The following is a 25,497-nucleotide window of genomic DNA, read 5'->3' as shown; positions in this document are numbered from 1 at the left end:
GCAATTGATGCGACGATCAGGACATCGACGGATCGCAGCGACGGATTATGAGACAGGGTCGAAATATTTACGGCGCGCGCAGAACGAGCCGTGTGGGATCACTATGGTCGACACGCAGATCGAACAGCAGCGCAAGCCTGTCGGCGAGTTTACGGGAATCGTCGATGCGGATGGCGCCCGATACGCGCAGATTACCAAGGGCGGGGTCAGCAAGGGCAATCCGTATATTGCCGTAGCGGTTGGCGGCGCGTGCGACTGTCGCCAGCGACGCGCGATCACAGTCCAGCTCACCGTTGGGCCAATTTGCATCGATCGGGCTGGAGAGGCTTCTCGCACCAGTCAGCGTCGTACCGGCCATGACGACCTGCTGGCCCGGTCTCAGGCGTTCTACCACCGGCTTGCGCGTCAGTCGTTCTGCCGTGTTGCTAGACAGCGCTACATCAATCACACCGCGCAACAGCCGGACGGCGACCGTGCCCGTCGACTGCACGGCCACATCGAATACTGTTCCACGAGCCGTCACGCTACCGGTGCCAGCGCTGACGACGAAAGGGCGGTCTTCATGCGCGACATCGAACCGTGCGCGACCAGAGCGCAGACGCAGGAGCCGGCTCGTCTTATCGAAAGCCACGGCGATCGAACTGTTCGTGTCGAGCGTGATCGTTGATCCGTCCGCAAGACGGATCCGACTGATCTGCCCCCGGCGCGTCGCATAGCGCGCATTCAAGGCCAAAGGCCCCGTTTCTGCCCGTATGGATTGCGGCTTGGTGTGAAGAGCCGATTGCGCGAGACCAATCATCCACGCACCGCCACCAAGTGTCGCGACGACAAGCGACAGGGCAATGATTGGATACCGTGCACGACCGCGGTCAGGGACCGCCGCTGCGGGTTGCTGCCGTGATGCTGGTGTCGCGAGGCCTTTGCCGAGGCTGAAGATTTCCGCAATCCGCGAGTAGGTTTCACGGTGCAGCGAATCCTGCGCGAGCCATGCCTCGAACTCTGCCCGGCGGACTTCCGCATCGGGACCCCGCATTACGGCGAACCACGTCGCGGCGACCTCGCGCATCGCCCCTTTGCGATCTGAACGATCTACGCCTGTCATCCGCGATCAAAAGCCTTGTCCAGCTGCATGAGTGCTCTGGCGACATGATATTGCACAGTCGGCACGCTGATCCCCAACTGTTCGCCGATGGCCTTGTAGCCGAGCCCGTCTACCCGATGAAGAGTGAAGACATGCCGGGTTCGGTCGGGCAGGGCGGCCAGCACCTGACCGTACATACGCAGTGCGTCGTCGGCTTCGATCGCGTGGCCTTGTTCAGGCTGCCCGGTGACTTCGCACTGGTCGTCGATCGAGACGTGGAACCGCGCGAGGCGTGTGTGCGGACGCCGCGATTGATCGATCAGCAGGTTACGCGCCATGCGCTGCAGATAAGCAGCTGGACGCCGACATGTTTCGCTCGCTTTGGCAGCGATCAGCCGGGCGAAGGTTTCCTGGACGAGGTCGGGCACCTCATCGGTTTGGCGCGCGTGACGACGAAAATATCGGGCGAGACGAGGGGCTTCCTCGCGGTATAGCGCATCAAGGTCACCCGAACCGGACAGATCAGAGGCTAGATCTGCGGAGAGCGGGTTACGATTTCTCGCTATCGGCGCGGTCTTGCCGCTCATGATGCGCGCGCGCCGGCGCGCGGTCGGCGAGACCGATGATCGGGGGCAGTCGGATGAAGCGGCATGACCGCACCTCACGCGCCAGCATCACCGCATCTTGAGAAGACGCGATGTTAAGCGAGGTGTGTCTTGGGGCGACTTGATGCGCATATTGCACCAGGGCGACCCATGGACCGCCCGACCGTTATGGACGGACGTGATAATGCCCGGCGGGAAGATCCCACAGGGTGGTTGCCAGCTTGGTCTACCCTGCGTGGGCCATGATGCAGACAAAGCGCGACGACAGCAAGGCGTTAATACGCTTAGCGCTTGAGTAGTGCATTGACGCGTCTCGACCGCTACCGCGGTGCGCACTGGCAGCTATCGTCAGATAGGAAACAGTGTCAGTTAAACCATCCTGGGATGGCGGACAGGTCCCATATCTTTACAATTGCCCCCCCTGAACGGGCTTTTATGCTAAGCTAATTACGTAGGAGACTACCGGGTTGCTGATATTGCATTCTTGAAGAATTAGAAATGGTGCCCGTCAGTGGCAGAAGGTTAGGGTTTTCTGCGCGAGCAACTACGCAGCTGCGGCCTCCAGCTTGGCGATATGCGATGTGCAAATCGTGTGAACGGCTTGACCGAGCGCTTCAATACGGGTGCTCAACCATGCGAGTTCGTCGTCGGTAATGCGGTAATGCTTTGAATAACGCGCTTTCACATAGGCGTCCTTCAGCTTCTCAAACATTGCCCGCTCTTTGCGCGTTCCGCGCGGCCACACCGCAAATAATCTCGGATCGAGCCGCTCCGCCTGCGTTCGTAGGAAGGCGAGGTTGTGATTGTAGGGGGTGTAGAAGGTCAGCGTGAGGAGTAAGCAATTGTAGAGACGCTCAGTGGCCTGTTGAAAGTCAAAAGCCGCGTCTTTTCTATAGCCTTTGCCAGTGTAAAATTGGCCACCCTCAAACCGTTTAATGGCGGATGGAAACCACTCGTCAAAATATTCTTGCGACATTGTGTAAGCGTTAGCAGGGGTCTTCGGTTTGGCTTGGTGCAGTTCGCGATCATCAGATTCGTAGAGAACAATTCCCTCGCGAGCGATTTCGAGAAAGAAGGTTCGGCCGTGGGCAAGCCCATCATTCACTTGCTGTAACGAGTGAACGATAAAATTTACGGGCGTGGTAAGCGTTTTCTCGATCAGATATTCACGGACCAGCCGTTCCTCGGCCTGAGACCAATAGGCGGCTCGGTCCGCAAGCTCCTTCTGGTTGACGATGACGAGCAAATCGAAATCGGATTTGTAACGGTTGGCCGACAGGGGGGCGTCGATCCAATCGCCACGCGCATAGGATCCGAATAATATGATCTTGAGAATGCGCGCGCCCTTGCGGCGCCCGGTTGCAGCGTCGGTTACGAAGCCGAATTCTTCGAACAGTGTCGCGACGATACGGTCCAGTTCGTCACGCTTGGTAGGCGGCAGAAGGTCGAGATCGTTTCGCATGCTTATTATCCTAACCGGTGCTGCGTCCGCGCAACACCCTTAGCGAACGATATCTGGCGCGCTCCTGCAGCATGCGGGCCTCTCGTTCTACCGCAGACGGATCAGGATTCGACCGTCTCTGCCCGCTATCCATTGAATATGATGAATACGTGTATTACATATAATCGTGTCTTGCATCGCGATGGATGGCATTTACGTTGCGACCGCACTGCTGCAAGCGTCGGCGATGATACCGAGTTATGGCCGCACGCCGAACGCCAAGCGCTCCATCGTCGAGCGCCTGTAGGAGATCAGTCGTCTCCCCCAGCGTGGCGATGCCTAGTTTGAGCTCGACGATACGCGCGTAAGCAAGCCGATCGCTTACGATGTTTACAGCGGCGACCAATTCGCTCTGGCCTGCCCGTTTGGCAATTTCTTGGAACAGGCGCGCGGGGTGCGTTTCCAGGTTTTCAGGCTCAAGCAGAGATACTGGCAACCCCAACGGTGACTTGGTCAGCGATCCGAGGGCGAGCAGGATCAGCATTTCGTTCCAACGGTAGCGGTCGTGAAGGTCGGGCTCAGTGAGGCTGGGCACAGCGAACCCTTCAGACACGCCTAGTACGACGAGCCGCTCGCCGACCAGCCTGTATAATGCGTCGCGGATCGGGGTGATGCTGGCATTCAGATCGTCAGCAAGAAGCGTAAGGTCAATCCGCGCGCTCGGACGCCACCATCCGGTCAGAATACGACTTCGAATACGAGTATAGACCCGGTCGAAGGTGGGCGCCGAGTTCATAACCCATACCTGCAACGTCGTCGGTGGCTCACGATCCCAGTCTGTCCTTTATTGGGCGCGGCGGCGATCACGCTGCCATTCCAGTGGGCCGAGGCGCGGTTCGGGCATAGATTCCGGTCGCCATCATACGCTCGACAATGTTAGCGTCGACGTCGATGCGAAAGGGGATCAACGTTTTCGGTCCAAGCTGCTGCGGCTGTGCCAACGCGCGGCAGAGCCAACCGAATTTAGAAAATTGCTCGAACCAACCAGCCTCGGCGACGCCGGTAAAGGTCTTTACCGCTTCAACTATTGCGTAATCGACCAGCGCGGCGACAAGGAAATCGCGTGCAGCACGGCGTTTGACGCTGTGCTGCACGCGATCCAGGCAGAACCGCGTAATTTCCAGCACGGCCGGCCCTGTCGGCACCGGTTCTTCGCATAAGTGCGAAAACAACGTGTCTAGGATGTGCGGACGTGTCGTTGGCAATAAACGCGTGGACGCTGCATGACGACCGTTACAGGTGATGACCAAGTAGCGCGCCTGTAAATCATCGAACTGATCAATTTCGTAACGGTCATCGCGTAGGGCTAGTTCCCACCCCAGTAGATCAACGAAAACCGATTTACGTGCGGCGAACATAATATTAAGGATATCGCAGTTATTAGCGTCGTTTCTCCCGCATGTTATCAGCTGCATAACCATATCCTTTAGTTGCCAAAGGATATTTAGGCAGCAGTCATCGGATTTTCGCTATCCCGCGAATACGGGAATTGGCGATCGATAAATAAGATCAGACCACGTAATCGCTCCGGTAATGAGAGCACAGATGACTAATAGGGTACTTTTGCGGACACCGAACCGCTGTCGCGCATGTTTAAGATGGTCGTTTACCGTATCGGGGCTAATGCCGAGTATTCGTGCAATTTCCTTTTCAGATTTGTCGTGACCTAGTAGGATGACGATCTCGCGTTCACGATCTGTTAGATGCGCGCGAGAGTTATTAAGTAGAGCTGGCGTGCCTACCAGCCGACGTGCGACTTCAAACGCAAAGCGTCCTAAAGCTTCTAGCAATGGGATGCATTCACGAGGAAATTTTGTTCCTGGCGCAACGGCAAATGAGCAGGATCCCGTATGTTCGCCCGGCATGTGAATGGGGACCGTGTACCCCGTGCCGAGACCGGCGTTACAAGCCATTTGGAGAAATTCTGCGTCACCTGCGGTCAAGTTCGTCAACGCGGGTAGTGCGGCCCATGCAAAGCCCGCACTCCTCTGCTCGCTTACGCGGTGAACAGGATCCCGGATCATTAACCCGTTATGATGGTAATAGGCTGCGAAATCAGATGGGTAATTATGGAGGTGGACTGCATCAACGGGTTTTTGACTGAATTCTATGTGATGTGTAAGCGCGAAGTACGGGATCCCAGCGGTGGTACAGAACCCGGTAATAAGATCTGAAAGCCGTTCCTGCGTATCGACCAATTCCATGACATCGTAAAAATCGGCAACCATCGTTTGCAGGTGCATAGCGATACACTCGGCCCTGCAGACACGCGATACGGTTACAGTGGCCGCCCCTAGTTATTGCTCGACGGCTCGCGCTCGCGCGCTGAATCGTCTGCTTTCTATAGATCGAACGGTCGCGAACCGGCCGTCCGGTGCCGATTTGTAAGAAAGCTACGACACAAACTACAAGCAAATTGTTGTTCACGGTTTAAGATCTACCGGGATGGCAAAATGTATGAGGAAGAATCAAAGGCTCGCGCCATATCCTGTATTTACGGTTGGTGAGGCGATTATCCAAAATGGCTGGAAAAAGGTATCTGAGCGGTGACGCGTGTTCAGGCATCTGAAGGCGCCATGTTTGTCGACGGCGACCTTGCTGGAAAGCCTCGTTGTGTCTTGCGATATAACAGGCTGTTATGGACTTGCAGGTTCTGTGGCCTACCCGTGACGGATGAGTACTACCGTGCGCCGTATCCTCTGATGCAAGCAACGGAAAATGGGTACGGTCGTGCCTGCCTGGCCTTCCGTTTCCACGGCAACAGCTCGTCAATCAGGGGTTGTGAACAGTTCGAGATCTGAGCGAGGACCTTGTGGAACCAGGGCGTGCAGTTCGACGTCGTTGAGGCAGTAGGTCTGGATTAGCGTGCACATATGGCGGCTACCCGTTCACCGCCGAGGTCCGAACCGTAGCAGGTCCAGTACGCAGCCCGAGGGCAACGCTCCGGAGTTGCTCTCTGGCTGCCCTCGACGTCGTTTAGGGCAGCATGGGCGGCATGCAAATCCGGTCGTCAGACATAAAGCCAACAAAGCTGGCCCGGCGTGATAGCATGCAACCGATGATCATCGCCTGATCGCGCTTGTGCGACGGAAGGCCATATTGCTCGCGTTCGACAGCAAGGTGAGCGGGTGCTGATTTGAATTCGAGACCAGCGCAAACAGAACATGTAATTCACGGCATTAGCAGGCGGCAGCATGCAAATGGCTACATGTCGAATTGTCGACATGTAGCCACGTTCTTTATTTAGAACCGCAACCGCACACCCGTCGCGATGCTCTCGCGGTGGTCGTCCTGGCCGGTCTGCGCTTCGACCGTCGAGAACAGCTCGACGCCGCTCGGCAGGCGGTATGCGACGCCGGCCGATGCGGTGCCGGTCACCTTCGCGCGCGGGGCGCCCAGCGCGGTCAGCGTCAGCGGTGCACCGGCATAGCCTGCAACCGCATCGGCGCGCTTGCCTTCAATCCGGGTGCGGGCGCCGAACCCGACATAGGGACGGAACGCGGCGTCTGACGCCTCGCTGCGCGCGAACGTCACGCCGGCATCGGCAAAGCCCGTGACATGGCGATCGCGCGCCACGGTCAGTGCGAACGGTCCGCCGGCCTCGCCCACCCGGTCTCGGCTGGTGCGCAGATAGGTCACGCCGACCTTGGGGGTCAGTGTCCAGTCGTCCGCCATCGCCAGCGCATAGCCGACCGACACGTCGCTCGCCCAGCTGTGCAGGCCGTAGCGCCCGGTTGCGCTGCTCGTCCCCGGTAGCGCGCGCGTGGTGCGGGCATCGCCGCCATCATACAGGATCGACGCGCCGATCCGGATATTGCCTGCCGCATAGCGGCCGTGAACGCCTGCGACGACACCATCGGTGCTGGTCGCGGCGCCGAGCGCGCCGATCCGCTGGCGGCTGTCGAGATAGCCCGCAAACGCACCGACCGACCAGTCACGGTTGCCGACGCCGATTCCGCCGAGGAAGCCGTAGCCGCTGCCACGGGCCTTCGCGGTGCCCGCGTCGCGATCGGCGCCGAGCGTGTGCCACTGCGCGATCCCTTGCGCGAAGGTGAAGAGGCCGACATCCTCGCGGTCGGTGGTCGCAAAGCCCGGTCCGCGTGCGACGTCGGTCAGGCTCAGCGTCTGGTCGACGCCCATCTGCGTCGCCGATGCATAGGCTTCAGGCGTCAATTGCGCGAACGCTTGGCTGTTCGATGCGCCGCTCGCAGTTAGCAGTGCGGGCAGGGCGGCGAACAGCGTACTGGTCGCCGGCTGCACCTGGATCGCTGCATTGGCATAGTCGATGCTGCGCGTGACCTGTGGGTTGAACGCGGGATCGCCGAGGAATTGGCCGAGCAGCTGGATCCGGTCGGCGCGCTGCACGACGAACCCGAACAGCGACGCCGACTTGTCGATCGTCGTATAGCTGCCGGTGATCCCGTTGCTTGCGACGATCAGGTCGTAGGACGTGCCCGGCCGGATCGCACCTTCCGCCACGATGCGGAGCGTCGAACCCGACGCGATCGAAAGCCCACCGTTGATCACGAGCTTGTCGGCTACGGTCGGCGTGATCTCGAACAGCGACACCGACCCGCTCGCAAGCGAGACGTTGCCCGTCACGGTCATTGTGCCCGGCGAAGCCCCTGGGCTGAGCGTGCCGGCAACCGCGATGTCGCCGATCACTGAACCGGCCGACCCGAAGGTCGTGCCCGAGCGTACCGTGATCTGCGCCGCACGGATCGTCGATCCCGCCAAGCCGACAAGTCGACCACCCGAGATGTCGACACTGTTCAGCAATGCATTGCCGGCAATCGTCGCATAGCCTGATGTCATGCCGAACGCTTCAACGTTCGTGATCGCGCCAAATGCGGTCGGTGCCGTGGCGCTGCCGCCCGATACCAGGATGGTGTCGCGGCCAGCCCCGCCGTCGACCGACCCTGCGAACGAGCCTGCGACCGTGAAGCGGTTATCGGCTGCGCCGAACACGACCGCAGCCGTGAGCGATGCCCCCGAGCCAACCGTCAGGTTGGTCGCAGCATTGACGCGCTCAAAGGTCTGAGTGCCTGCCAGCGTCAGCGTGCCACTGCCTTCGCCATTCAGAATCTCGAAGTCGCGCAGCATGTCCGCGCCGAGCGTGCGGTCGCCCGCCAGCTCGAGCGTCGCGGTGTCGGTCCCGGCTCCACCCGAGACGGTGCCAGATAGCGTACCGCCTGCCGCCAGGCGGAAGCTGTCATCGCCCGCGCCGAGATCGATCGTGCCGGCGAGCGTCCCGCCTGCCGCGACGACGACGCTCTGTGCACCGTCGCCGAAGGTCAGCGCGGTGCCGCTGGTGCCGAGCGTTCCCGCCACGGTCAGCGCGCCGCCTGCAAGCGCGACGCGCTCGAAGCCCGTTGCAGTGCCCGCCAGCGTGACCGGCGCGTTTGCGGTGAAGCGTAGCAGGTCGGCGCCCGTACCGCCCATATAGAGGCCGGTCGCGCGCATCGTACCGAGTGTCAGCTCGTCATTGCCGGCGCCGAGCGAGACCGCGCCTACATCGCCGTCAACCGATAGCGTCTCGGCTGCATCCGAGCCCGTCACGGTGCCGATGGTGAAGCCACCCAGCGCAGCATCAAGGCCGGTGCCGGCAAGCGCGATCGACTGGAAGCCCTGGTCGAGCGTCAGCGCGAGCGTACCGCTGCCCTCGACGCTCAAGCGCTCGAAATTGCTGCGCTGGCCGATACCGCTGCGGTTGCCGGCGAGCGTGACGCTGTACAGGTCGTCGCCCGCACCACCATCGACGCCGCCCGCGACGCTGCTGCCGACGCCTTCGACGAAGCGATCATTGCCGGCGCCCAGCAAGACGGCGCCCTGGATCGTGCCGGTGTTGACGACGCGGTCGTCGCCCCCGCCTAGGTCGACGCTGCCGGCGATCGTGCCCGCATTGATCACGCTTTCGGACGCATCTCCGCCAGTGATTGTCACCGTACCTGCGCTGGCGAGGACCTGTCCGGCCGCGACCGTCACATCGCCGCCGGACACGCCGATCGTGTCGAAGCGGAAAGTCCCAGCGTACGTGACGTTGCCGCTGCCGATCTGTGTGAAACGCTCGAAATTGACGAACTGGTCACCATTGACCGCGCCGCCCACGGTCGCATCGATGATCAGGCCGTCATTGCCCTCACCGGCATCGACAGTGCCGACCAGCACCGCATCGGCGCGCTGGAGGAAGCTGTCGTCGCCCGCACCAAGCAGGACATTGCCCTCGATCCGGCCGCGGTTCTCGATGCTGTCGTTACCGTCGCCGAGATCGACCGAACCGAAGATCGCGCCGGTATTGACGATACGGTCGTCGGCGTCGCCCGAGCTCTGGATCGCGCCCGCCAGGCTGGTGCCGACAAGCCGATCGCCGTTCGCCAGCACGCTGCCGGTGCCGCCCCGGATCGTGCCGCTGTTGGTCAGGTCGAGCGCGGTGCCGGTTACCAGCAGCGCGACCGCGGACGTGCCGGTCGCCTGGATCGTCCCGCTGTTGGCGATCGTCCCGGTCACATTGGTTCCAGCATTGACCAGCAGACCGACCGCCGGACTGGTGTAGGTGTAGGTCGTGCCGTCCCAATACTGATAGGTCTGGGTCAGGCCATTGCCGGTCGCTTCGATGGTCCCGCTATTGGTGATCGCGTAGGTCGAACTGCCAGTCGAGTCGAGGCTGTCGTATATGGAGAGTTCCGCGGCGACGCCGCCTGCTCCGCTCGCGGTGACGGTACCGCCATTGGTCAGCGTGACCGCGCTCGGCCCGGTAGGATAGTAATTGCTGCCGGCCGAGATGACTAGCGCGGTGCCCCTGGTGGACGTGATCGTACCGCTATTGGCGAGCGCGATCGTGGCGGGCGCCGTCTGATCGACAAGCGTGGTGGCCGATACCGCGAGCCCGCCGGTGATCGTGCCGCTGTTCGTGGCGGTGAGGGCGTCGATGCCATAGCCATCCAGGCTTGCGGCGAAATAACCGCTGGACGAGGCGATTGTCCCGCTGTTGTCGAAGGACAGCGTCCCCGACGAAACGCCTTGGTACACGGCGTTCGACAGCAGCGATTCCGCGCCAACCGTGCCGCTATTGGTGAAGGCGTAGACCGCACCGTTCACGCCGCCTGAGATCGTCCCCCGGTTGACGAACGCGGCCAGTCCGTTGGTCTGGGCCAATCCGGCCGTGCCGATCGGAAGATAGGTCCGCGCGGCGCCATCGATGGTCGCGTCGTTGACGATCGTGCCATCGCCCCGAAGGTACAGGTCGCTTGCGATACGGTTCGTCGCGGTCAACGTCACGCGCGTGTCGGTGCCGAGCGCCTCGACGTAATCGGCTTCGAAATTGATCCCCGTTCGCTGGTCGAGCGCGATGCTGTCGCTGTTTTTGCGCGACCAGCCGAAGATGTCCGAGCCCTCGCCACCATCGATAATCCCGCTCACCCCGGTCGTCGTGCCGGTCTGAAGGAAGATGTCGGAGCCCGACCCGAAGGTCACGTTCCCGGCGACCGTACCGCCATCCGCGATGTAGAGGCCACTCCCATAGGCGTAGGGCGACGCCGCCGCGACATCGCCGATGATCGAGCCGCGGTTGACGATCGTCCCGCCGTTCGAAAGGTCGATCGCGGTCAGCCCGCTGATCGTCCCTGTCGTCTCGTTGGTTAGCGCACTGCCATAGCTCAGCGTGACGGCGGTCGCCTTGCGGCTCTCGATGGTACCGCTGTTGGTGATCTGCACGGCGCTGTAATAGCCGCCCTGCACGGCGGTGCCGTCGACCCTGATCGTGCCGCTGTTGGCCAGCGTGTTGAAGGACGTCACGCCGATCGCGCCGGCACCGGTGCCGGAAATATCCGTGCCGGAAATATCCGTGATCGTGCCCGAATTGACGATATCGCGCGCATTGCTGATCGCCGTGCCGCCCCCGGTCAGGGTGATCGTGCCGCTGTTGGTGACCGTTTTCCCGCCGCTGATCGCGACGGCCGGATAATAGCGGCCGGCCGCATTGGCGACAGTGATCGTGCCGCTATTGGTGACGTCGGCGGTCCCTGCGGCGATCGCTGCCAGCGTCGAATAGGAGTTGTACTGTGTGGTCGTGGTTAGCGCCAGCGTGCCGGCGTTGGTGATCGTCAGGGCTTGTGCCGGCCCTGCCGTGCCCATGGTCAGCTGGTCGACCGTCAGGATCCCGGTATCGATCAGCGTCCGATCGGTTGCCGAGATCGTCCCGTTCAGCGTCACCGATCCGTTGCCGGTCAGCCCGATCGTGGTGGCAAATGGTGTAGCGGCGGTCAGCGTCAGCGCCGCGGCGTTGGTTAGTTCATAGGCGAGACCCTCGAACCCGTTGGTCAGTGCCAGTGCCGCGCTGGCATCGGCATTGACCCGATAGCGCAGCGTATCATAGCCGGCGCCCGCATCGACCCCGCCGATCGCCCCTGCGAGCGGTCGCGTGTCTATGTTTGCCAAGTCGAGGACGAGCATATCGTCACCGCCACCCAACCTGATCGCGGCGGTTACCGTGCCGCCCGCGTCTACGAACACATCGTTGCTCGAATCGAAGCTGTAAGGCGAAACCAGGTTCACCGTACCGACTATCTGGCCGGCGTTGACGATTACGACGGGCGATCCGGTGCCGCTGACTGCCGCGGTACCGCCCGTGATCGTGCCTGAGGCGGCGTTGATCAGCGTGCTGCTATATCCCAGCGAAACGCCCGTGGTGCCGCCCGTTATAGCGCCGGTGTTGACCAGTCGTCCGCTCGACAGCGAGAGGCCGGTGGTCGCGCCGACGATCGTCCCGTCATTGGTCGATGCGCTAAAACTCCCGCCCGACATCGTGGCGCCGATACCCCCGGTCGAACGGATCGTACCGCTATTCGCCAGCGTGCCATAGATGACCGCAGCGCCGGTTCCGGTCGCGGTGATCGTGCCGCTGTTGGTCAGCGTCGTATAGGTCTGGACGCCCGAGCCGCCATTGGCGGTGATCGTGCCCGAATTGGTCACTGTCGCGGGCGTACCCACGGCAAACAGGCCGATGCCGCCGAGCGCTGCGGTGATCGACCCCTGGTTGGTGAAGTCGAGACCATAGGACGAGAATGCAGCGACCACGGCCTGCCCATTGGTCACGAGCGCGGCTTGGTTGACGAGCGCGCCGGTGCCGCTGACCGATACGCCGGTGCCGGACGTAAAGCCCGCGGCCAGCGTCGCCACCGCATTGTTGCTCAGGTCGAAGCCGAGCAGTTCGAAATTGGTCGGCAGCAGCGCGCGGGTGAACACCGCATTGGCATCGACGCCGATCGCCAGCGTATCGCTCCCCGCTCCACCGTCGATCGTTCCGGTGATCGAGGCGATCCGGCCCGTCGCGACGTCATAGCGCGCACGCAGCGTGTCGTTCCCCGCGCCCAGCACAAGATCGCCGTTGATCACGCCCTGGCGCGTATCGATCGTGCTGCTGAATCCGGATCCTGCGGTCGAGATGACCGATCCGTTGATCGTGCCGGCGTTGACCAGCGACAGCGCACCGCTAGTGTTGATCGCGGTTGTACTGGCTCCGATCACCGCATCCGCTGCGTTGTTGACGTATAGAAAACCGATGCTGCTCAGGGTCGTAGCTTGGCCGTTCGAGACGATCCGGCCAGTGTTGATAACGTTCGTCCCCTGTACGCTCGATGCAAGGGCTGCAATATTGCCCCCATCGATTGTCCCCGCGTTCGTGATGTAAGAGACGGCGCCGCTGATCCCGCCGATCAGTCCGGTTGCACGGTTGGTGATGGACATTGACCCGATGCCCGTCGACGGGTCCATAAGTATGGCAGGACCTGCCGTGCCGGTAATTGTACCTGCATTGTCGATCGATGCGGAGACATATCCGTTGGTGTTGCTGGGATCACGTCGCAGTAGGATACCTTGCGCGCCGGTGATCCTGCCGCCTTGTGCGATCGAGATGTTGGCGCTGGACGATGGATAGGTCGTGTAGGTGGAACCGGGCGTGCAATAGTTGACCGAGGCGCCCGCATACGGGTCGACACATACAGTCGTGAACGGCGCTGCAGTGGTCACGAACAAACCTGCTTTTCCGGCCCCGCCATCGATCAGCCCGTCGACCTGAAAGACGGCGCTGCTCGAGTTGCTCGTGACTGCGGCCGCTGCACTGCCTGGCCGTACGATCGCCCCGCTTGCCACGATGATGCGCGTATTGAAGGTCGTTACCGAAAGTCCGTCTGTGTCGGTGCCCGCGCAGGTCGTGGTGCTGCTGGCGACGGTGGGATCGGGTGAGCATTGTGCCAACGCCGGGTCTGCAACCAACACGGCTGCCAACATCGCGCTCGTCTGCAACGCGCACATACGAACACGCCGCGTGCGCGACGTCATTTCCCCGACCTTCATGCATTCCCCCAATATTTATGACGAAAGCATTATCTTTCTATCGGATGCGTGTCCACGCGTATCCATTACTGTTGGCCAGTTTGATCGATATGTACGCGACCTGCTCCCACTTCCGAGCTGCTGTGCGGAAGGACGGCGATTATGTCTGGTCCGATCGCCTCGATCTCGACGTTAATGGCCTCATGCCGCTACTCGTCAAACCGCTACCGTGCCGCGAAGTTGGGTCGTCGAGCGGTCATTTGCGTGGGCGACCCGCTTACGCCACTTCGCCACCGTCTTCGGGTTGATCCCAAGCTCCCGGCTCAGCGTCGAGAGCGAAGCTTGCGATCGCTGTATTGCTGGTCGGACGGCGTGCGTGGTCGTGGCGCTCCCGTGACGTACCTGTCCCATACTGCTTCCTTCCATTCTAACGAAAGGATCGCACCTTAAACCGTGGGATCAAACACCTAGGACTTTGCCATTCTTGCTTGGTTCATGTTAATAGCAGGCATGTTAAAAATACGTACTAAACGGCGGGCCGAGGAAGGCTTTCGTGTGGCAATCCGTCTTGCTCGAATTGAAGCATCGATTACGGGGCTCCAAGATGAAGACCTGCTCGATCTAGCCGATATATTTAAGTCCCAAGCGGATAGCCCGCTTTTTCAGATAACTTGTGATGAGATGAGGAAGCGAAACATATCTCTATAACCTCGTGATATCCAAGAACAGCTATGGTGCTTACAGTAAGATTTACTCACCTCTAGACTGAGGTTCCGACTGGATAGGGTTGTGCTGGAATCGGTGAGCATGTCGATTATCGTGAGAGATCGATCAGCGGATTGGGGCGGGGGCATCCGCGCCCAGTCCGGTACGGGTCTAGACCGAGCCTCTACTTATCGACCAGCCACATGTCGAGCTGGGGCTCGGCCGGATCATTGGTCACCATATTGTCGAAGTATCTCATCGGCTATTTTTACCGATGCGAGCGTGGATGGCCAGCGCCAGCCTATGCGTTTGTCAGTCCGGTACGAGCCAGCCAGAAGCTGGACCCACGTCGTTAAGCGCAGACCTCACCCATGTATCCCTCAAGCTCTTGTCGTTCCCGCTTCGCCTTGGCGATGCGCCAGATCTTGAAAGCTCCTACGCCTATGGCGACCAATCCCCAAAATGCGACCGACAGGTCGACCTTCTGCAGGCCGATGACGACCATCAACGTTCCGATGATGGCGAGCGCGATCTCGAACCTTCCGATTTGCGGCATGTCGATGAAGCTCGTGGCGTCGAGGACACGGATCAAGCGGCCCTTGCCGGAGATGTTCGTTGCCGAGATCACTTTCGAATCGATCATGTCCAGGCGAGTCACTGCGCCTTCACGCGCGGCGACGCCAGCCGGCAGCTCCAGCGTCTGCTCGGCGCCGTCCTGATCCCGGAAGACGGCCGTCACGACGCCCTTGTGCACGGTATCGACGAAACCGCCGCCCCCGGTGACGAACCCGTCGCCGTCCTTGCTCAAACCGAAGACGCCAGCCGTGCGGCCGAACGTCGTCGACTGCTGCTGATAGGTGACGTGCATGACCTCGGCGACGACGCAGCTGCCGCGAAAGGTACGATTGCCGATCGTCTTGGGCGATACCATCCAGCTCTTCAACAGGTGCGCCAGTCTGCTGTTGCTGTCAGCCGTCGTCGTCACGTCAGTCATCAGTCATCTCCTTTGACGCGATTCGCGACATGAACACATCTTCATCAAGTCTAAGGGTTAAGGACAGGTGTTATTTCATCCGAGCGGCCCAAGCCCGCGCGATCTCCGGCCCGCCAGCGTCCGTGGCGAACGGCCTCAGGAAGGCGCCGTACCCATCCGGCCCCAGCTCCCTAGCGGGCGCCACCAGGTGGACATGCGCATCACGCCGGACGCCGCTGCGGGCAGGGACGTGCAGTACGGCGATGCACGCCATGTTGCGCTTCTCGGCGAACTCGACCGCGGCGAACCGGACGATGCGCGGCCACTCGGCCAGAATGCGATCGCGCTTGTCGATCGTGAACTTGGCCACGCACGCTAGATCCTTGATCCCGACGAACGCCTCGTCCTCGTACCGCTCGGCCAGCCGCTTGGCATCGAGCAGGTCGCTGTCCGCCTCGCAGGGATGCAGGGAAGCTATTTTCCTGAGACCCTCGCGTTTCGCGTCTCGCGATTGCGGGCGCTGGGCGGGCCCCGGTGGCGGCCCTGATGGTTGGGATCGAGTAGGGCAGGGCGAAGAGATCGACACTACCGTGACGCCGTTCCGCAAAATTGCTGCATGACGATCCATCGATCAGCTCCGGCAGGCGAACTTGCCCTGTGCCGCTCTTACAGGCGAGATGCGGCGTCGCCTCATAGCGGACGGGTTGGATCCGCAATCAGAGCCAGAAGGGCATGCCCGTCGAACGTGTGCGGCCGGACTCGGCGATCGGGTAGCGAAACCGAGAAGCCGCGGCGCCCATCTTTAGGGGTACCAGCAACTTTCGCGATCACGCGGTACAGCGGACCCTCAAACAGGATCTGTCTGTCAGCTTCCGCGCCGTTAGACCGGTCCGTGATACGGACCAGCGTTGCCAGTTCATTCCAAGGAATGTTCATGGCATGTCCCCCTTATTTTCTTTCGACCCGGCATTCATAGCACGCCGCCGGGGAAACCATATTGATACTGGGCAGTATGGATTCGATTTGGTTGTATCAGCTTGGTGGGCAACTTTTCGGCCCGGCCGACACGGTGCGGGTGTCAGGCTTTCACGCACCGTGCCGGCGTCTTCGCGTTCAGTCGGTTTCGCTGGTGCCGCTGCCGTCGTCGGTCGACTTCCATTTGCCCTCGGCGACCTGGTCGTTGTCCTCGTCGTCGCTTTCGATCGCCTGCTCGTACGCCGCGCTTTCATCGGCGATCCCGGCTTCGGTGCTCTTCTTGGCCGTTTCCTTGAAGTCAGCTGCGCTCGGGTCGGTAGGATTGCCGTCGGTCATGGTCTGCTCCTTTGCTGGAGGGGTTTGAACGCGCGACTTCGGTCTGCGGGCTCCCGGCCGTCATCCTATACCTCCCCAACCCTCTGGAGCGGCAGCTGATGGGCCTTGCACTAGAACGGCTGCCTGACTGGCCTGTCGCAATGAATAGGGAGTTGGCGCTCGCCTACACCGGTGTCGCTGAAGCTCAGCTGCGCGAGTGGGAACGGCGCGGGACTGTCCGCTTCTGCATGCGCGGCCCTCAGGCGTCGTACGCCATGCAGGTCTGCCGGCTCTTCTAGACTTGGGCAGCTCGTCATCACCGGTCACCAGTGTGAAGGAGAACCCGCTCAAAGGCATGGGCCTGTCCAGCACGGCCGCTAAGGGCAATCGCGAGACCAGCAGGGCAGAGTACAACCTCTACCGCGAGACAACGCGTAAGCTGGGCTTCCAGTCAATGGCGACTGCCGTCGCGCTGTGCTTTGAATGCTGTCAGCGCGTCTGGGACGCGTTCGGATTTGGGGATCCGGACGGTGTCGAGCGGCGTGGCATCGAGTGGGCAGGGTATCGGCCAGGCGAAGAGATCAGCTTGGCGCAGTCCAAGACCGGTAACCCGGTCACGTTGCCGCTGTCGATCGTCGTGACCGGTGAAGACGGCAAGCCAGAGACGGTGTCGCTATATCCTGAACTGGAAGAGGAGCTTGCTCGGTCGCGTACGATGGTCACCGCTGACGCCGAGATGATCGTGCTTGAGGAGCGCAGCGGGAAAAAGTACAGGGAACGGCGCATGTCGTCGATCCATCGCCAAATCTGCGTGGAAGCCGGCCTACCCAAGGATATGACGTTTACCGGGTTTCGACATGGGGATCACGGAGATCGGCGACGCGGGTGAGGACGACGTGCGAGCGGTTTCAGGGCATAAGACGCTGGCTGTTACTCGGATGTATAACAAGGCGAATGCTGAAAAGGCCCGGCGCATTGGCGCAGCACGGCGGGCTCACCTGCTTGACTTAGTTACCCCGTAGAAACGGCGTTGCCCTAGGCCTCGCGCTAGTTTGTACCAACAGCATTTACACCAGCGTGCGAGACCTGACGAGGTTACTGGCTATGCGCGGCTAGGGTGGCTTACTCGCGTTATATACATCACCTGTAGTAGGTGTCGCGATCTTCTTATTCGGCAACCGCCATGAGTGCTTGCTCACCGAGCTGGTTGAGGCTTCTTCCAGTCAACTCAGCTTTAAGTGCAATCTTGGCATGAAGCTCGGGCGATACACGCAGCATTATTTTGCCAGAATAAGACCGCTCAGGCTCCTTGCCGATCTGCTTACATGTAGTGATATAATCGTCAACTGCCTCATGAAACGCAGGTACGATGCCACGCAAATCATCTGCGTGAAAACCGATTACATCGTTTATGCCGGCGATCCTGCCAACAAGAATGCCGTCATCGGCATCAAACTCGATACGTGCCGAAAAGCCTTTATAGGACACAATGTCGGTCATGGCTCAACTCCTAGCTTAGTCAAATAGTCACGAGCGTCACGGACTTGGTAAAACTTCGCCTCCTTGGCGGGGTGCGGCCTGTGGAAACTAGCTATTACGCCATCTCGCTCAAACCGGGCGCGCGATCCGTCGCCTTCGATTACGTTGCACCCGGCAGCCTTCAGCAAGGACTCAATGTCGTCCCAGTTGATTATTCCTGACACTGGGTTCTTAAAAACCGCTTTGAGCGTCTTGGAATGCCTGCCCTTCATGCAAGCATATAGTGACAGCACTGTCAGCATTGCAAGCAGAAAGTGATATCACCGTGGTATCAAAACGGAGCCACTAAAAGGCTTGCTTAACAAAGGCCGGCCCAGTTCCGCTTTGTGGGGGCGGCGGGGAACCTGCTCGAACACGTCTGAAAGCCGGTCCCGCTAGCATTGGTAGGGCGGGGCAAAGCCATAGGGTGCATCGATGGCTCTGATGACATGGCCAAAATTACGCCTCGGACATGAGGTTGAAGCATAAGCTTCCAAGCAAAATTGCCGGAAGACCGTGTCGGAACATGTCGGGAGAACAAAGCTCCGCCACCGAGAAAATCGTTTGTATTTAAAGTGGAGGATGGTGGACACACTTGGGCTCGAACCAAGGACCCGCTGATTAAGAGTCAGCAGTTTATCCAATGTTTTTAGCGTCGGTCCCGACATCTTATCGATCTGTACCGTGTAGAGTTACCGAGGGAAGGCCTTATTTGTCAGAACGCGTTAGCGCGTCACAATTACCGGCACGCACTCCCCTTTTCTACATCGCATCGCGGCGCTTTGATCATGTCTGTTGATCGAGAGTGTCATACCATTCGGCATAGGACGTGTTGCGAGCCAGGTGCCGGTTCAGGTCGACGTCATCGTCCCACCACACCGGTCCGCGTTCGCCTAAGCCGATTTTCGCAGCGTTCACGCTGGCGCGCGCTTCTGCCAAGGCTGGGTCATTAGGGGATGCCAGTGCTGCGCGTACCGCCCGTCGCGCGTTCATCAGTTGCGTAACGAGTGCCGTACGCTCATCATCGGGCAGATGCGGGTTTGCTCGCCGCCACAGGCGTCCGCGGACGACGATGTACCTTCCGTCTGGCGTTACAGCGGGCGTGGACCGTTTCAAGGGCAAGTGTCGTAGAGCATCAGCACTAGTACGACGCGAGGCAGATGATCGTTCCGAGTTGTGCCATATGGTCATCGAGATCGTTAGCGAATGACGAGCCGCTATTCCCCCGGCCCGCCGCAAAAGGACTTCGTTTGCCTAAATTCCTAGTCGCCGAGAGTGAAACGGCAACCGAACGTGACGAGCGGCGCAAGCATGCCGGTAAAAGCTCAGGCGAAACCTACGCGGCCACACTCAGCCAATTGCGGCCTGAAGCTGACGTCACGATCGTTGCACCAGCTGACGCCGATGCGGCGTCGCTCATGCCATCTGATTTGGCTCAATACGACGCCGTCTTCGTCACCGGCGCCCCTCTGCACGTCTATGACAATAGCGCCGAGGTCCGCCGGCAGTTGGCCTTCATGACAAGCGTCTTCGCCTCCGGAACACCATCGTTCGGCTCGTGTGCCGGGTTGCAACTCGCAGTCGCTGCCGCGGGAGGGACTGTCCGCAAGATGAAACGAATGGAGGCGGGCATCTCGCGCCGGATTACCCCTACCGACGAAGGCCGCCATCACCCCTTACTGAGCGGGCGGGGTCCTTGCTGGGATGCTCCCGCGATCCACGGCGATGAGGTAGAGACACTGCCAGCTAACGCAACGCTGCTGGCAAGCAACGCGGTAAGCCATGTGCAGGCCGTCGAGATACGGCATGGTGGCGGAGTTTTCTGGGGCGTCCAGTATCATCCAGAACTGGCCCCAGGTGAAATTGCGGTAGCGTTACGTCGCCAAGCATCAGACATTGTCGATGCTGGGCTGGCGGAGACCGTAGGAGATGTCGAACGCCGAGCCGACCAACTCGATGTGCTGCAGGGTGACGCGGGCCGAACAACTGCTCTTTGGGCGCTAGGGGTAGATCACCAGTTCGCGGATGAGGAGAGCCGCAGGCTCGAACTAACGAATTTCCTCGAGCATCTCGCCAAATGCTGATCGTGCTTCTTGCCGCGGCTCCCACTACGTTTGCTTGTACCGTAACGCGCGTTCACGATGGCGACGGCCCCCTGTGGTGCTCGAACGGCATCAAGGTTCGGATCGCGGGGGTGCAGGCGCCGGACTTCGAAAATGCTTCGCCCTGCCGGGCTGCAGATTCGCGTCGGATGAACTATCGGTGCGACAATGCCGCCGCCAAGCGCAGCCAACAAATCGTCGAACGGCTTGTGCTGAGCAGAACGTTGCGATGCGAGGCGACCGGCAAGAGCTACAGTCGTGTCGTCGCGCGATGCATGCTGCCCGACGGCCGATCGCTTTCATGTGCGGCGGTCGCCTCCGGAGCGGCTGTACGGTGGAATAGATACTGGCGTCAGTACCGGATGGGAGAGTGTCGTTAGCGGCCAAGGGTAGCAGGCGACATTAGGCCAAGCCGCGAACAGGCCGAGCCACGAACTCCAGCCCTTCCTCATCAGGATAGAGAGTCATGAGTCGGTAAGGTCCGATGCCGCAGCACCGGACCTCCTGTTTTAGTTGCTGTCGGAGTTGTCGTCTTTGTCCTCATGATCGATTATGAGGTAGGCGACACCGGCGATGACACCTGCGCCGATCACGAGCGGAACGATGCTCGAACCTTCGGCCAGCTTGCTCTTGGCGTTTGCTGCCGTGCCGGCACGAACCGGCTTCGAAACCGAGAGGCTCGATGCGGAATTCGCAGGGGCTGCGCTTGCTGCGACAGGGGCGGCGATCATTGCCAAGCCAGCCGTGGCCATCGTCAAAAATTTGATGTTCATAAAGCTTCTCCAGGAGTGCGGCATTGCCTGCCACGCACGTCGAACGACTAAGATAGCCGTTTGTTCGAATATGTCCGCTACGGATCGAGCTTGGTTATGCATCCCACTCTGGCCCGTGGGGATCAGGATAGAACGCGTAGGGCTCGTACACCGGTCGCTGCGCCGGCCGCATCTGGCGGGGAGGGGCGGGCTTCGCAACATCAGGGACCGGGGCCGGCAGGGTAGGTAAACCGCCTCCGAACCGGATCGGGATATAGGCCCCGCTACCGTACATCGCCTGGAAGACCGCAGTCGCGTCGTCTTCCTTCATCCGCTTGCCGATCAGGGGCGCACTCTCCGCGTTTCGCAGCATGGCTTCTGCGGCACGGCAAGAGCAGACACATTATTACAGGCTATGCGCGTGACAGCATCGGTAGCTTCGCCTCGGGTCGTAGCCAATCCAGACAGCACATTGAAGCTTTCCTCGTAGTACGCCGCGAGGTTCAAGTGCATCTCGATGAGCGGCACGGTCATAGCTCGAGACGCCAATACGACATGACGCCGACGGCCCGACTCAAGCTCGATGAGATCGAAATTGTGGGGGAAAAGCATTCAACCGTTTTGGGTTTGGAAAGTTAACGGGACAGGTAGATTGCCCCAAAAAAGGTGGTGATCTCGATCAACCTGATTCAAGCACCGCCGCTGAACGAAGTGGTGACGAATGAGTGGTTGCACCTTCTCTAATTCCCGTTACCTACGGGGTGTCGCGGCAGGTAGAGCATTCCCAAGACGCCTCCCTGCCGCGGTGCATTAGATAGTTGACGTACCGGCGATGGCCTCGATTTTAGCCATCGCCGCATCCGCCTCCTTCCGCGCGGTCAGTTGCTCCAGGGGCTCGGCCGATGAGCGAGCCCCCGAGTGAGCCTTCAGATGTCAGCTCGTTAGCATTCGACCACCAGACCTGGCAGCTGATGCGTCATAGTACTTTATTGAGGACTGACGCACTGGTGTTGGGTGCATAGGTCTCCCAGACCAATACCACCACCGCCGCCACTACCGCCGCCGCCGCCGTAGTTGCCACCGCCACCACCGCCATATTCGCTACAGTATGCGCGATACTGCTCGAGCGCATTCTCATATGCTTCGGAACCTACGGGACCGGCGGCAAGAGCGTACTCCGTGCCGTCTGTTCCGCAGGAATAGGTTTGTGCGGAAACTGGCGCACCTCCCGCGAAAATTAACGCAACTGCTGAAAGTACTGCAAAACGGTTTCTACGGTGCATTTTTCAACTCCGTTCTTACGTTTGGGATCTGGCTCCCGCAGGGTGCGGCTCGACTCGTCGTCGGATCATTTGCCAGAACCCGTCAGTATTGCTGTCATTCTAGATTGCCCTGCGCAAGTCGGGCTCACCGTGACTGCGATCCAATAGGAGGTAGATTGCGGCAAGCGGTGCGTCGTCCACGCTGACCCGTAGTCACGGCTGTGACCCGGACGTGAGGGTATGAACTCATCAGTTGCCGGGTCATCGCACGCCCCCCGGTCAGCCATTATCGAAATTACGATATCGGCCGCCGGAAATGTTCGAATGTCGGGACTAAGGGACCGGGCATGGCAAAGCCACGCCGGCTCATTAGCCATCGTCATGTATATTCCTTCCAAGGTGAGGCGATATTCTCGGCGAGCGGTTCAGGCTTCGCTGGGGTTTGCTCCAAAGCTCCGGCCGGCCCGTCTCGCGTTCACACGGCGCTTGAGGCGGGCCGTTAAAGCTCAAATTTTTTTGCGTCTGGAATGGACAGGTTTACGTACCTGTTTACCCGCAGCGCGGTTTGCTCCCACGCTGATCCGCTGCGAGGCTCGATACGCGGGCTACCGAGGCGGTCAGCCTATCCGTTTTTCTCAGCAGTTTTCCGGATAGGCTGGCCGCTGCGCCTAACTTGCGGCTCTCTTTCCCAGTACCCATAAACCATGGGCGAAGGCTGTCCTCCGGCCCTAGTCGGCCCGTCCTGTATCTCTCTTGGCTATCAGGGCGGGCCGTTACCGGTGAACCTCTCTGCTGCTCTGGCGTTTATGCTCAGCCACGACCCGGAAAGTGAATGGCCGGCCCGCTCTTGGCTGACCCTGGGGGCGGGCCGTTACGTCACTCGACCTTGGCCGCCGAAAGCTGGCCCGCAATCGATTTCGCGAGGACGAGGACAAAGCGCATGGCGCCGAAGCCCATCCATCATGGGCTGGTGCCGGCGACGAGCGTCGCCATCCGAAATGGACGGTAGGCCCGCGTGCAATCTCTACGGTCCGTGTCGACCAATCGCCTGACGTCGAGCCGGCTTCAGGCGCCAGCTTGCGGAAGCGATCGGCCCACTCGGGGACGCTGATGCGTCGCGGCGGGGTGATCCCTCGCCGCCACGATCGTTCTAGCCGTTCGTCCTTACTCTGCGTTTGCGAAGTCGGCTTCCGGCTTGCCGAAGGAGGCGAGGTGCTGCTGGACATGCTCGTTCAGCACCTCCAGCAGCGGCTCGACGGCGATCTTTAAGGGCACAACGGGCACGGCTGGCGTTGTCGGTGCCGTTGCCCTGCTCCCGATCGCTGGCTTCTTCATGACCGGCACCAGCGCCGAAATTCCGCTCGGTGCACCGGTGAACGCATTCGTTGACGAGGACATCTCGGTTGCTGTGGTTCCGGCCTCGGCACCGATGATCGTTGCCCCCGCCGCGCCAGTCGCAGTGAGTGCTGGCGTTGCTGAAAAGAAGTAGCCGATCCGCCCTCTCGCCGGGCTTCTTGCGAGAGGGCAATACCTGTCAATAGTTAGAACAATTGCTCCTTCATCGCGATAATGTCAGCCCCGAACTGCACGGTCTTCCGAGCGGCGCTCACCTGATCAATTCGGCAGGCCGTGAGGTCCGATCCAGCAAAACCCGCGGCCATGTCAAAGCGGCACACGTTCTCGAAAAGGCTCCAGTACTTCGGCGGCACGTAGCCCTTGATCCGTTTCAGATCGTCAAGCGCTTCCTGCTCTGCCCACCCGTTACCCTGCCCAGCGCCGGGGATGCGCGCGAGGTCCATGACCAAGGCCTTGCCTCCCAGCCGCGACCAGAGTGTCTCGCAGTGGTCGATCGCCGCGACGTGGCTATCCGACAGCAACTTGGGAGCCTTCCAGCGCGCGACTGGAGTACCGCCCCGGTTGATCAGCGTGTGCTCGGTCAGCTCGCGCCCGGCGTCGCGCAAGGGCACATCGACGATAGCACGCAGTCCGCGCGCGACCTGGATCGCCGGTGCCCCGATGGCCTCGCCCTTAGTCGCCACCGCATCAGCCATCAGTTGCGCCGGGGTCTTCGATTGACGTTTGATTTTCGTACTTGTCCTGCCCGCCCGCGCCATCGTCTCAATCCGATCCTGCGTGTCAGCTATTGTTAGTTCCTGCCAACATCCGACCGCTGTGGAGCCCGGCGGAACCAAACTTTTGTAAGTGCGATTGGAATAAATCAAGATTAGGCACCGAGCTTGATCGGAATTGTAATCGTGGAGGAGCGGTGAATGCCGACGGACCGCCATTCGTTGGAACGCTTGGACCGACCCGGTAATCTGTCGCGTGAAGATCAGGCCTGGTACCTCAATCTGCTTGCCCGCTGGGCGCGGGGCGAAATCGGGATCGCCGATATCGGCGTGGATACTCTTCGCAGTGAAGCAGCGGAGCGAAACAACTAGGTGCCCCATGCGACTGGATATCTCACCTCGTTTTTGCGATCCGGTGATCGGGGGCGTTGGTGCAACGCTTTGGTAACGCTCACTTAATATTAAACTGAAATGGCCCCACGCTTCACGATAACCGCCGCCCCGACACTCAACCTGGTGACAATCATCATAGGCGGGTTCTTCGCCCAGCCTGACATCGACGCGTTCGAACAGGCGCGCAACATCGCTCATCGCGAGCTCCAGTGCGGTCCGAACCAGCACCTCACCCTGGTCGACATGCGTGAGATGCTGATCCAGTCCCAAGAGGCGATCGGCGGGTTCCAGCGGGTCCTGAACAACCACGCGACCAAATCCAAGCGCATTGCGATCGTCACGAGCCAGACGCTTGCACGAATGCAGGTCGAGCGAGCTGCAGGACGCCGAGACGTTCAATACTTCAGCGGGGAGCCCGCGGAAGCGAGGAAGTGGTTGTTGGCCGGATGATGGATCCGCGCCCGGGGTGTCGGCTTGTGCGTTAAGCTTGCCGGACAAAAGGGGATCCCGATGACCGAGCGCAACACACCCGAGTCCGTCGACAACGTCAGCATCAAGTCCGCAGACGCGGATCGAACCGCGGATGGCTTCGGCAAAGGCGAAGGTTACTCCGGCGACGAGTACGATAGCTCGAACCATGCAGCCACTTCATCGCGTCGACCCGGCGTTGATCGAGCGGTCGGCGCGGATCGCGGACGAGCGAGAGCTGCGCAGCATAGCGCGGGGCAGGAAAGCCTGGTTGTTCGTCGGCTCGGATCGCGGCGGTAAGCGCGCTGCGTTGATGTACAGCCTGATCGGCACCGCCAGGCTCAATGGCGTCGATCCGCTCACATGGCTTACCGATGTACTTGCCCGCATCGCTGATCTGCCGCAGTCCCGGCTTCACGAGCTGCTGCCCTGGGAATAGATAGTCT

The 25,497-nt window shown here is 60.5% G+C and carries 18 protein-coding genes, 1 tRNA gene and 2 pseudogenes; 4 read left to right on the top strand and 17 right to left on the bottom strand.

Annotated elements, in window-relative coordinates; translation table 11 throughout:
* Positions 1–67 precede the first annotated feature (67 nt).
* From IFR23_RS13425 to IFR23_RS13375, 11 genes and pseudogenes are all read right to left on the bottom strand, one after another.
* Positions 68–1,066 (bottom strand): FecR family protein, encoded by a 999-nt coding sequence (locus IFR23_RS13425; RefSeq protein WP_192976358.1) that lies wholly within the window; start codon positions 1,064–1,066, stop codon positions 68–70.
* Positions 1,067–1,098: 32 nt separating this feature from the next.
* Entirely contained in the window at positions 1,099–1,668 is a 570-nt protein-coding gene (locus tag IFR23_RS13420) for an RNA polymerase sigma factor (RefSeq protein ID WP_192976357.1), read from the bottom strand.
* A gap of 562 nt (positions 1,669–2,230) precedes the next feature.
* A complete protein-coding gene (locus IFR23_RS13415; protein ID WP_192976356.1) occupies positions 2,231–3,148 on the bottom strand; it encodes a nucleotidyltransferase and HEPN domain-containing protein in 918 nt (305 codons plus the stop codon).
* A 154-nt stretch (positions 3,149–3,302) separates the two neighbouring features.
* Positions 3,303–3,923: a GntR family transcriptional regulator gene (locus tag IFR23_RS13410; RefSeq protein ID WP_192976355.1), complete on the bottom strand. Its 621-nt coding sequence runs from the start codon at positions 3,921–3,923 to the stop codon at positions 3,303–3,305.
* Between the two features lie 67 nt (positions 3,924–3,990).
* Positions 3,991–4,545: an acyl-homoserine-lactone synthase gene (locus IFR23_RS13405; protein WP_192976354.1), complete on the bottom strand. Its 555-nt coding sequence runs from the start codon at positions 4,543–4,545 to the stop codon at positions 3,991–3,993.
* Between the two features lie 111 nt (positions 4,546–4,656).
* Positions 4,657–5,415: a helix-turn-helix transcriptional regulator gene (locus IFR23_RS20450; protein WP_274599188.1), complete on the bottom strand. Its 759-nt coding sequence runs from the start codon at positions 5,413–5,415 to the stop codon at positions 4,657–4,659.
* Between the two features lie 1,015 nt (positions 5,416–6,430).
* Positions 6,431–13,525, bottom strand: coding sequence for an autotransporter outer membrane beta-barrel domain-containing protein (locus IFR23_RS13395; RefSeq protein ID WP_244655670.1), 7,095 nt, complete (start codon positions 13,523–13,525; stop codon positions 6,431–6,433).
* 267 nt (positions 13,526–13,792) lie between these two features.
* Positions 13,793–13,930: pseudogene (locus IFR23_RS13390) on the bottom strand (IS481 family transposase); the annotation flags it as partial.
* Positions 13,931–14,576: 646 nt separating this feature from the next.
* Entirely contained in the window at positions 14,577–15,218 is a 642-nt protein-coding gene (locus tag IFR23_RS13385) for a hypothetical protein (RefSeq protein WP_192239737.1), read from the bottom strand.
* 70 nt (positions 15,219–15,288) lie between these two features.
* A complete protein-coding gene (locus IFR23_RS13380) occupies positions 15,289–15,567 on the bottom strand; it encodes a hypothetical protein (protein WP_192976352.1) in 279 nt (92 codons plus the stop codon).
* Positions 15,568–16,310: 743 nt separating this feature from the next.
* Positions 16,311–16,508 (bottom strand): hypothetical protein, encoded by a 198-nt coding sequence (locus IFR23_RS13375; RefSeq protein WP_192239739.1) that lies wholly within the window; start codon positions 16,506–16,508, stop codon positions 16,311–16,313.
* A 310-nt stretch (positions 16,509–16,818) separates the two neighbouring features.
* Between IFR23_RS13375 and IFR23_RS13370 the strand changes: the two genes are divergently transcribed.
* Positions 16,819–17,376 carry a hypothetical protein gene (locus tag IFR23_RS13370; RefSeq protein WP_192976351.1) on the top strand — a complete coding sequence of 186 codons (558 nt, stop codon included), beginning with the start codon at positions 16,819–16,821 and terminating at the stop codon, positions 17,374–17,376.
* Positions 17,377–17,654: 278 nt separating this feature from the next.
* Here IFR23_RS13370 and IFR23_RS13365 read toward each other — a convergent pair whose 3' ends face one another.
* The 3 genes from IFR23_RS13365 to IFR23_RS13355 all read right to left on the bottom strand — a co-directional run bounded on the left by IFR23_RS13365 (position 17,655) and on the right by IFR23_RS13355 (position 18,688).
* On the bottom strand, positions 17,655–17,987 hold the full coding sequence (locus IFR23_RS13365) for a type II toxin-antitoxin system HicB family antitoxin (protein WP_192976350.1): 333 nt from the start codon (positions 17,985–17,987) through the stop codon (positions 17,655–17,657).
* Positions 17,984–18,238 carry a type II toxin-antitoxin system HicA family toxin gene (locus IFR23_RS20635; protein WP_192976349.1) on the bottom strand — a complete coding sequence of 85 codons (255 nt, stop codon included), beginning with the start codon at positions 18,236–18,238 and terminating at the stop codon, positions 17,984–17,986. Before IFR23_RS20635 ends, IFR23_RS13365 begins: the two co-directional genes overlap by 4 nt.
* 350 nt (positions 18,239–18,588) lie before the next feature.
* A tRNA-Lys gene (locus tag IFR23_RS13355) sits at positions 18,589–18,688 on the bottom strand.
* Between the two features lie 567 nt (positions 18,689–19,255).
* Between IFR23_RS13355 and IFR23_RS13350 the strand changes: the two genes are divergently transcribed.
* Complete coding sequence (locus IFR23_RS13350; protein ID WP_192976348.1) at positions 19,256–20,089, top strand: type 1 glutamine amidotransferase; 834 nt, start codon at positions 19,256–19,258, stop codon at positions 20,087–20,089.
* 527 nt (positions 20,090–20,616) lie between these two features.
* Here IFR23_RS13350 and IFR23_RS13345 read toward each other — a convergent pair.
* Together IFR23_RS13345 and IFR23_RS13340 are read right to left on the bottom strand one after the other, a co-directional pair.
* On the bottom strand, positions 20,617–20,880 hold the full coding sequence (locus tag IFR23_RS13345; protein WP_192239743.1) for a hypothetical protein: 264 nt from the start codon (positions 20,878–20,880) through the stop codon (positions 20,617–20,619).
* A 2,405-nt stretch (positions 20,881–23,285) separates the two neighbouring features.
* Positions 23,286–23,456, bottom strand: coding sequence for a hypothetical protein (locus IFR23_RS13340; RefSeq protein ID WP_192976347.1), 171 nt, complete (start codon positions 23,454–23,456; stop codon positions 23,286–23,288).
* Here IFR23_RS13340 and IFR23_RS13335 point away from each other — a divergent pair.
* On the top strand, positions 23,455–23,610 hold the full coding sequence (locus tag IFR23_RS13335) for a hypothetical protein (protein WP_192976346.1): 156 nt from the start codon (positions 23,455–23,457) through the stop codon (positions 23,608–23,610). The two genes, IFR23_RS13340 and IFR23_RS13335, sit on opposite strands and share 2 nt — an antisense overlap.
* A gap of 52 nt (positions 23,611–23,662) precedes the next feature.
* On the opposite strand, the gene IFR23_RS13330 is transcribed toward IFR23_RS13335, so the two are convergent.
* Complete coding sequence (locus tag IFR23_RS13330) at positions 23,663–25,222, bottom strand: hypothetical protein (RefSeq protein ID WP_192976345.1); 1,560 nt, start codon at positions 25,220–25,222, stop codon at positions 23,663–23,665.
* Positions 25,223–25,274: 52 nt separating this feature from the next.
* Between IFR23_RS13330 and IFR23_RS13325 the strand changes: the two are divergent.
* Positions 25,275–25,490 (top strand): annotated as a pseudogene (locus IFR23_RS13325) (transposase domain-containing protein); the annotation flags it as partial.
* Between the last annotated feature and the right edge of the window lie 7 nt (positions 25,491–25,497).

Source organism: Sphingomonas sp. CFBP 13603 (assembly GCF_014892665.1).
Classification (GTDB): Bacteria; Pseudomonadota; Alphaproteobacteria; order Sphingomonadales; family Sphingomonadaceae; genus Sphingomonas.
Note: the sequence above shows the minus strand (reverse complement) of the source record. Positions and strands in the feature narration are given on the sequence as shown.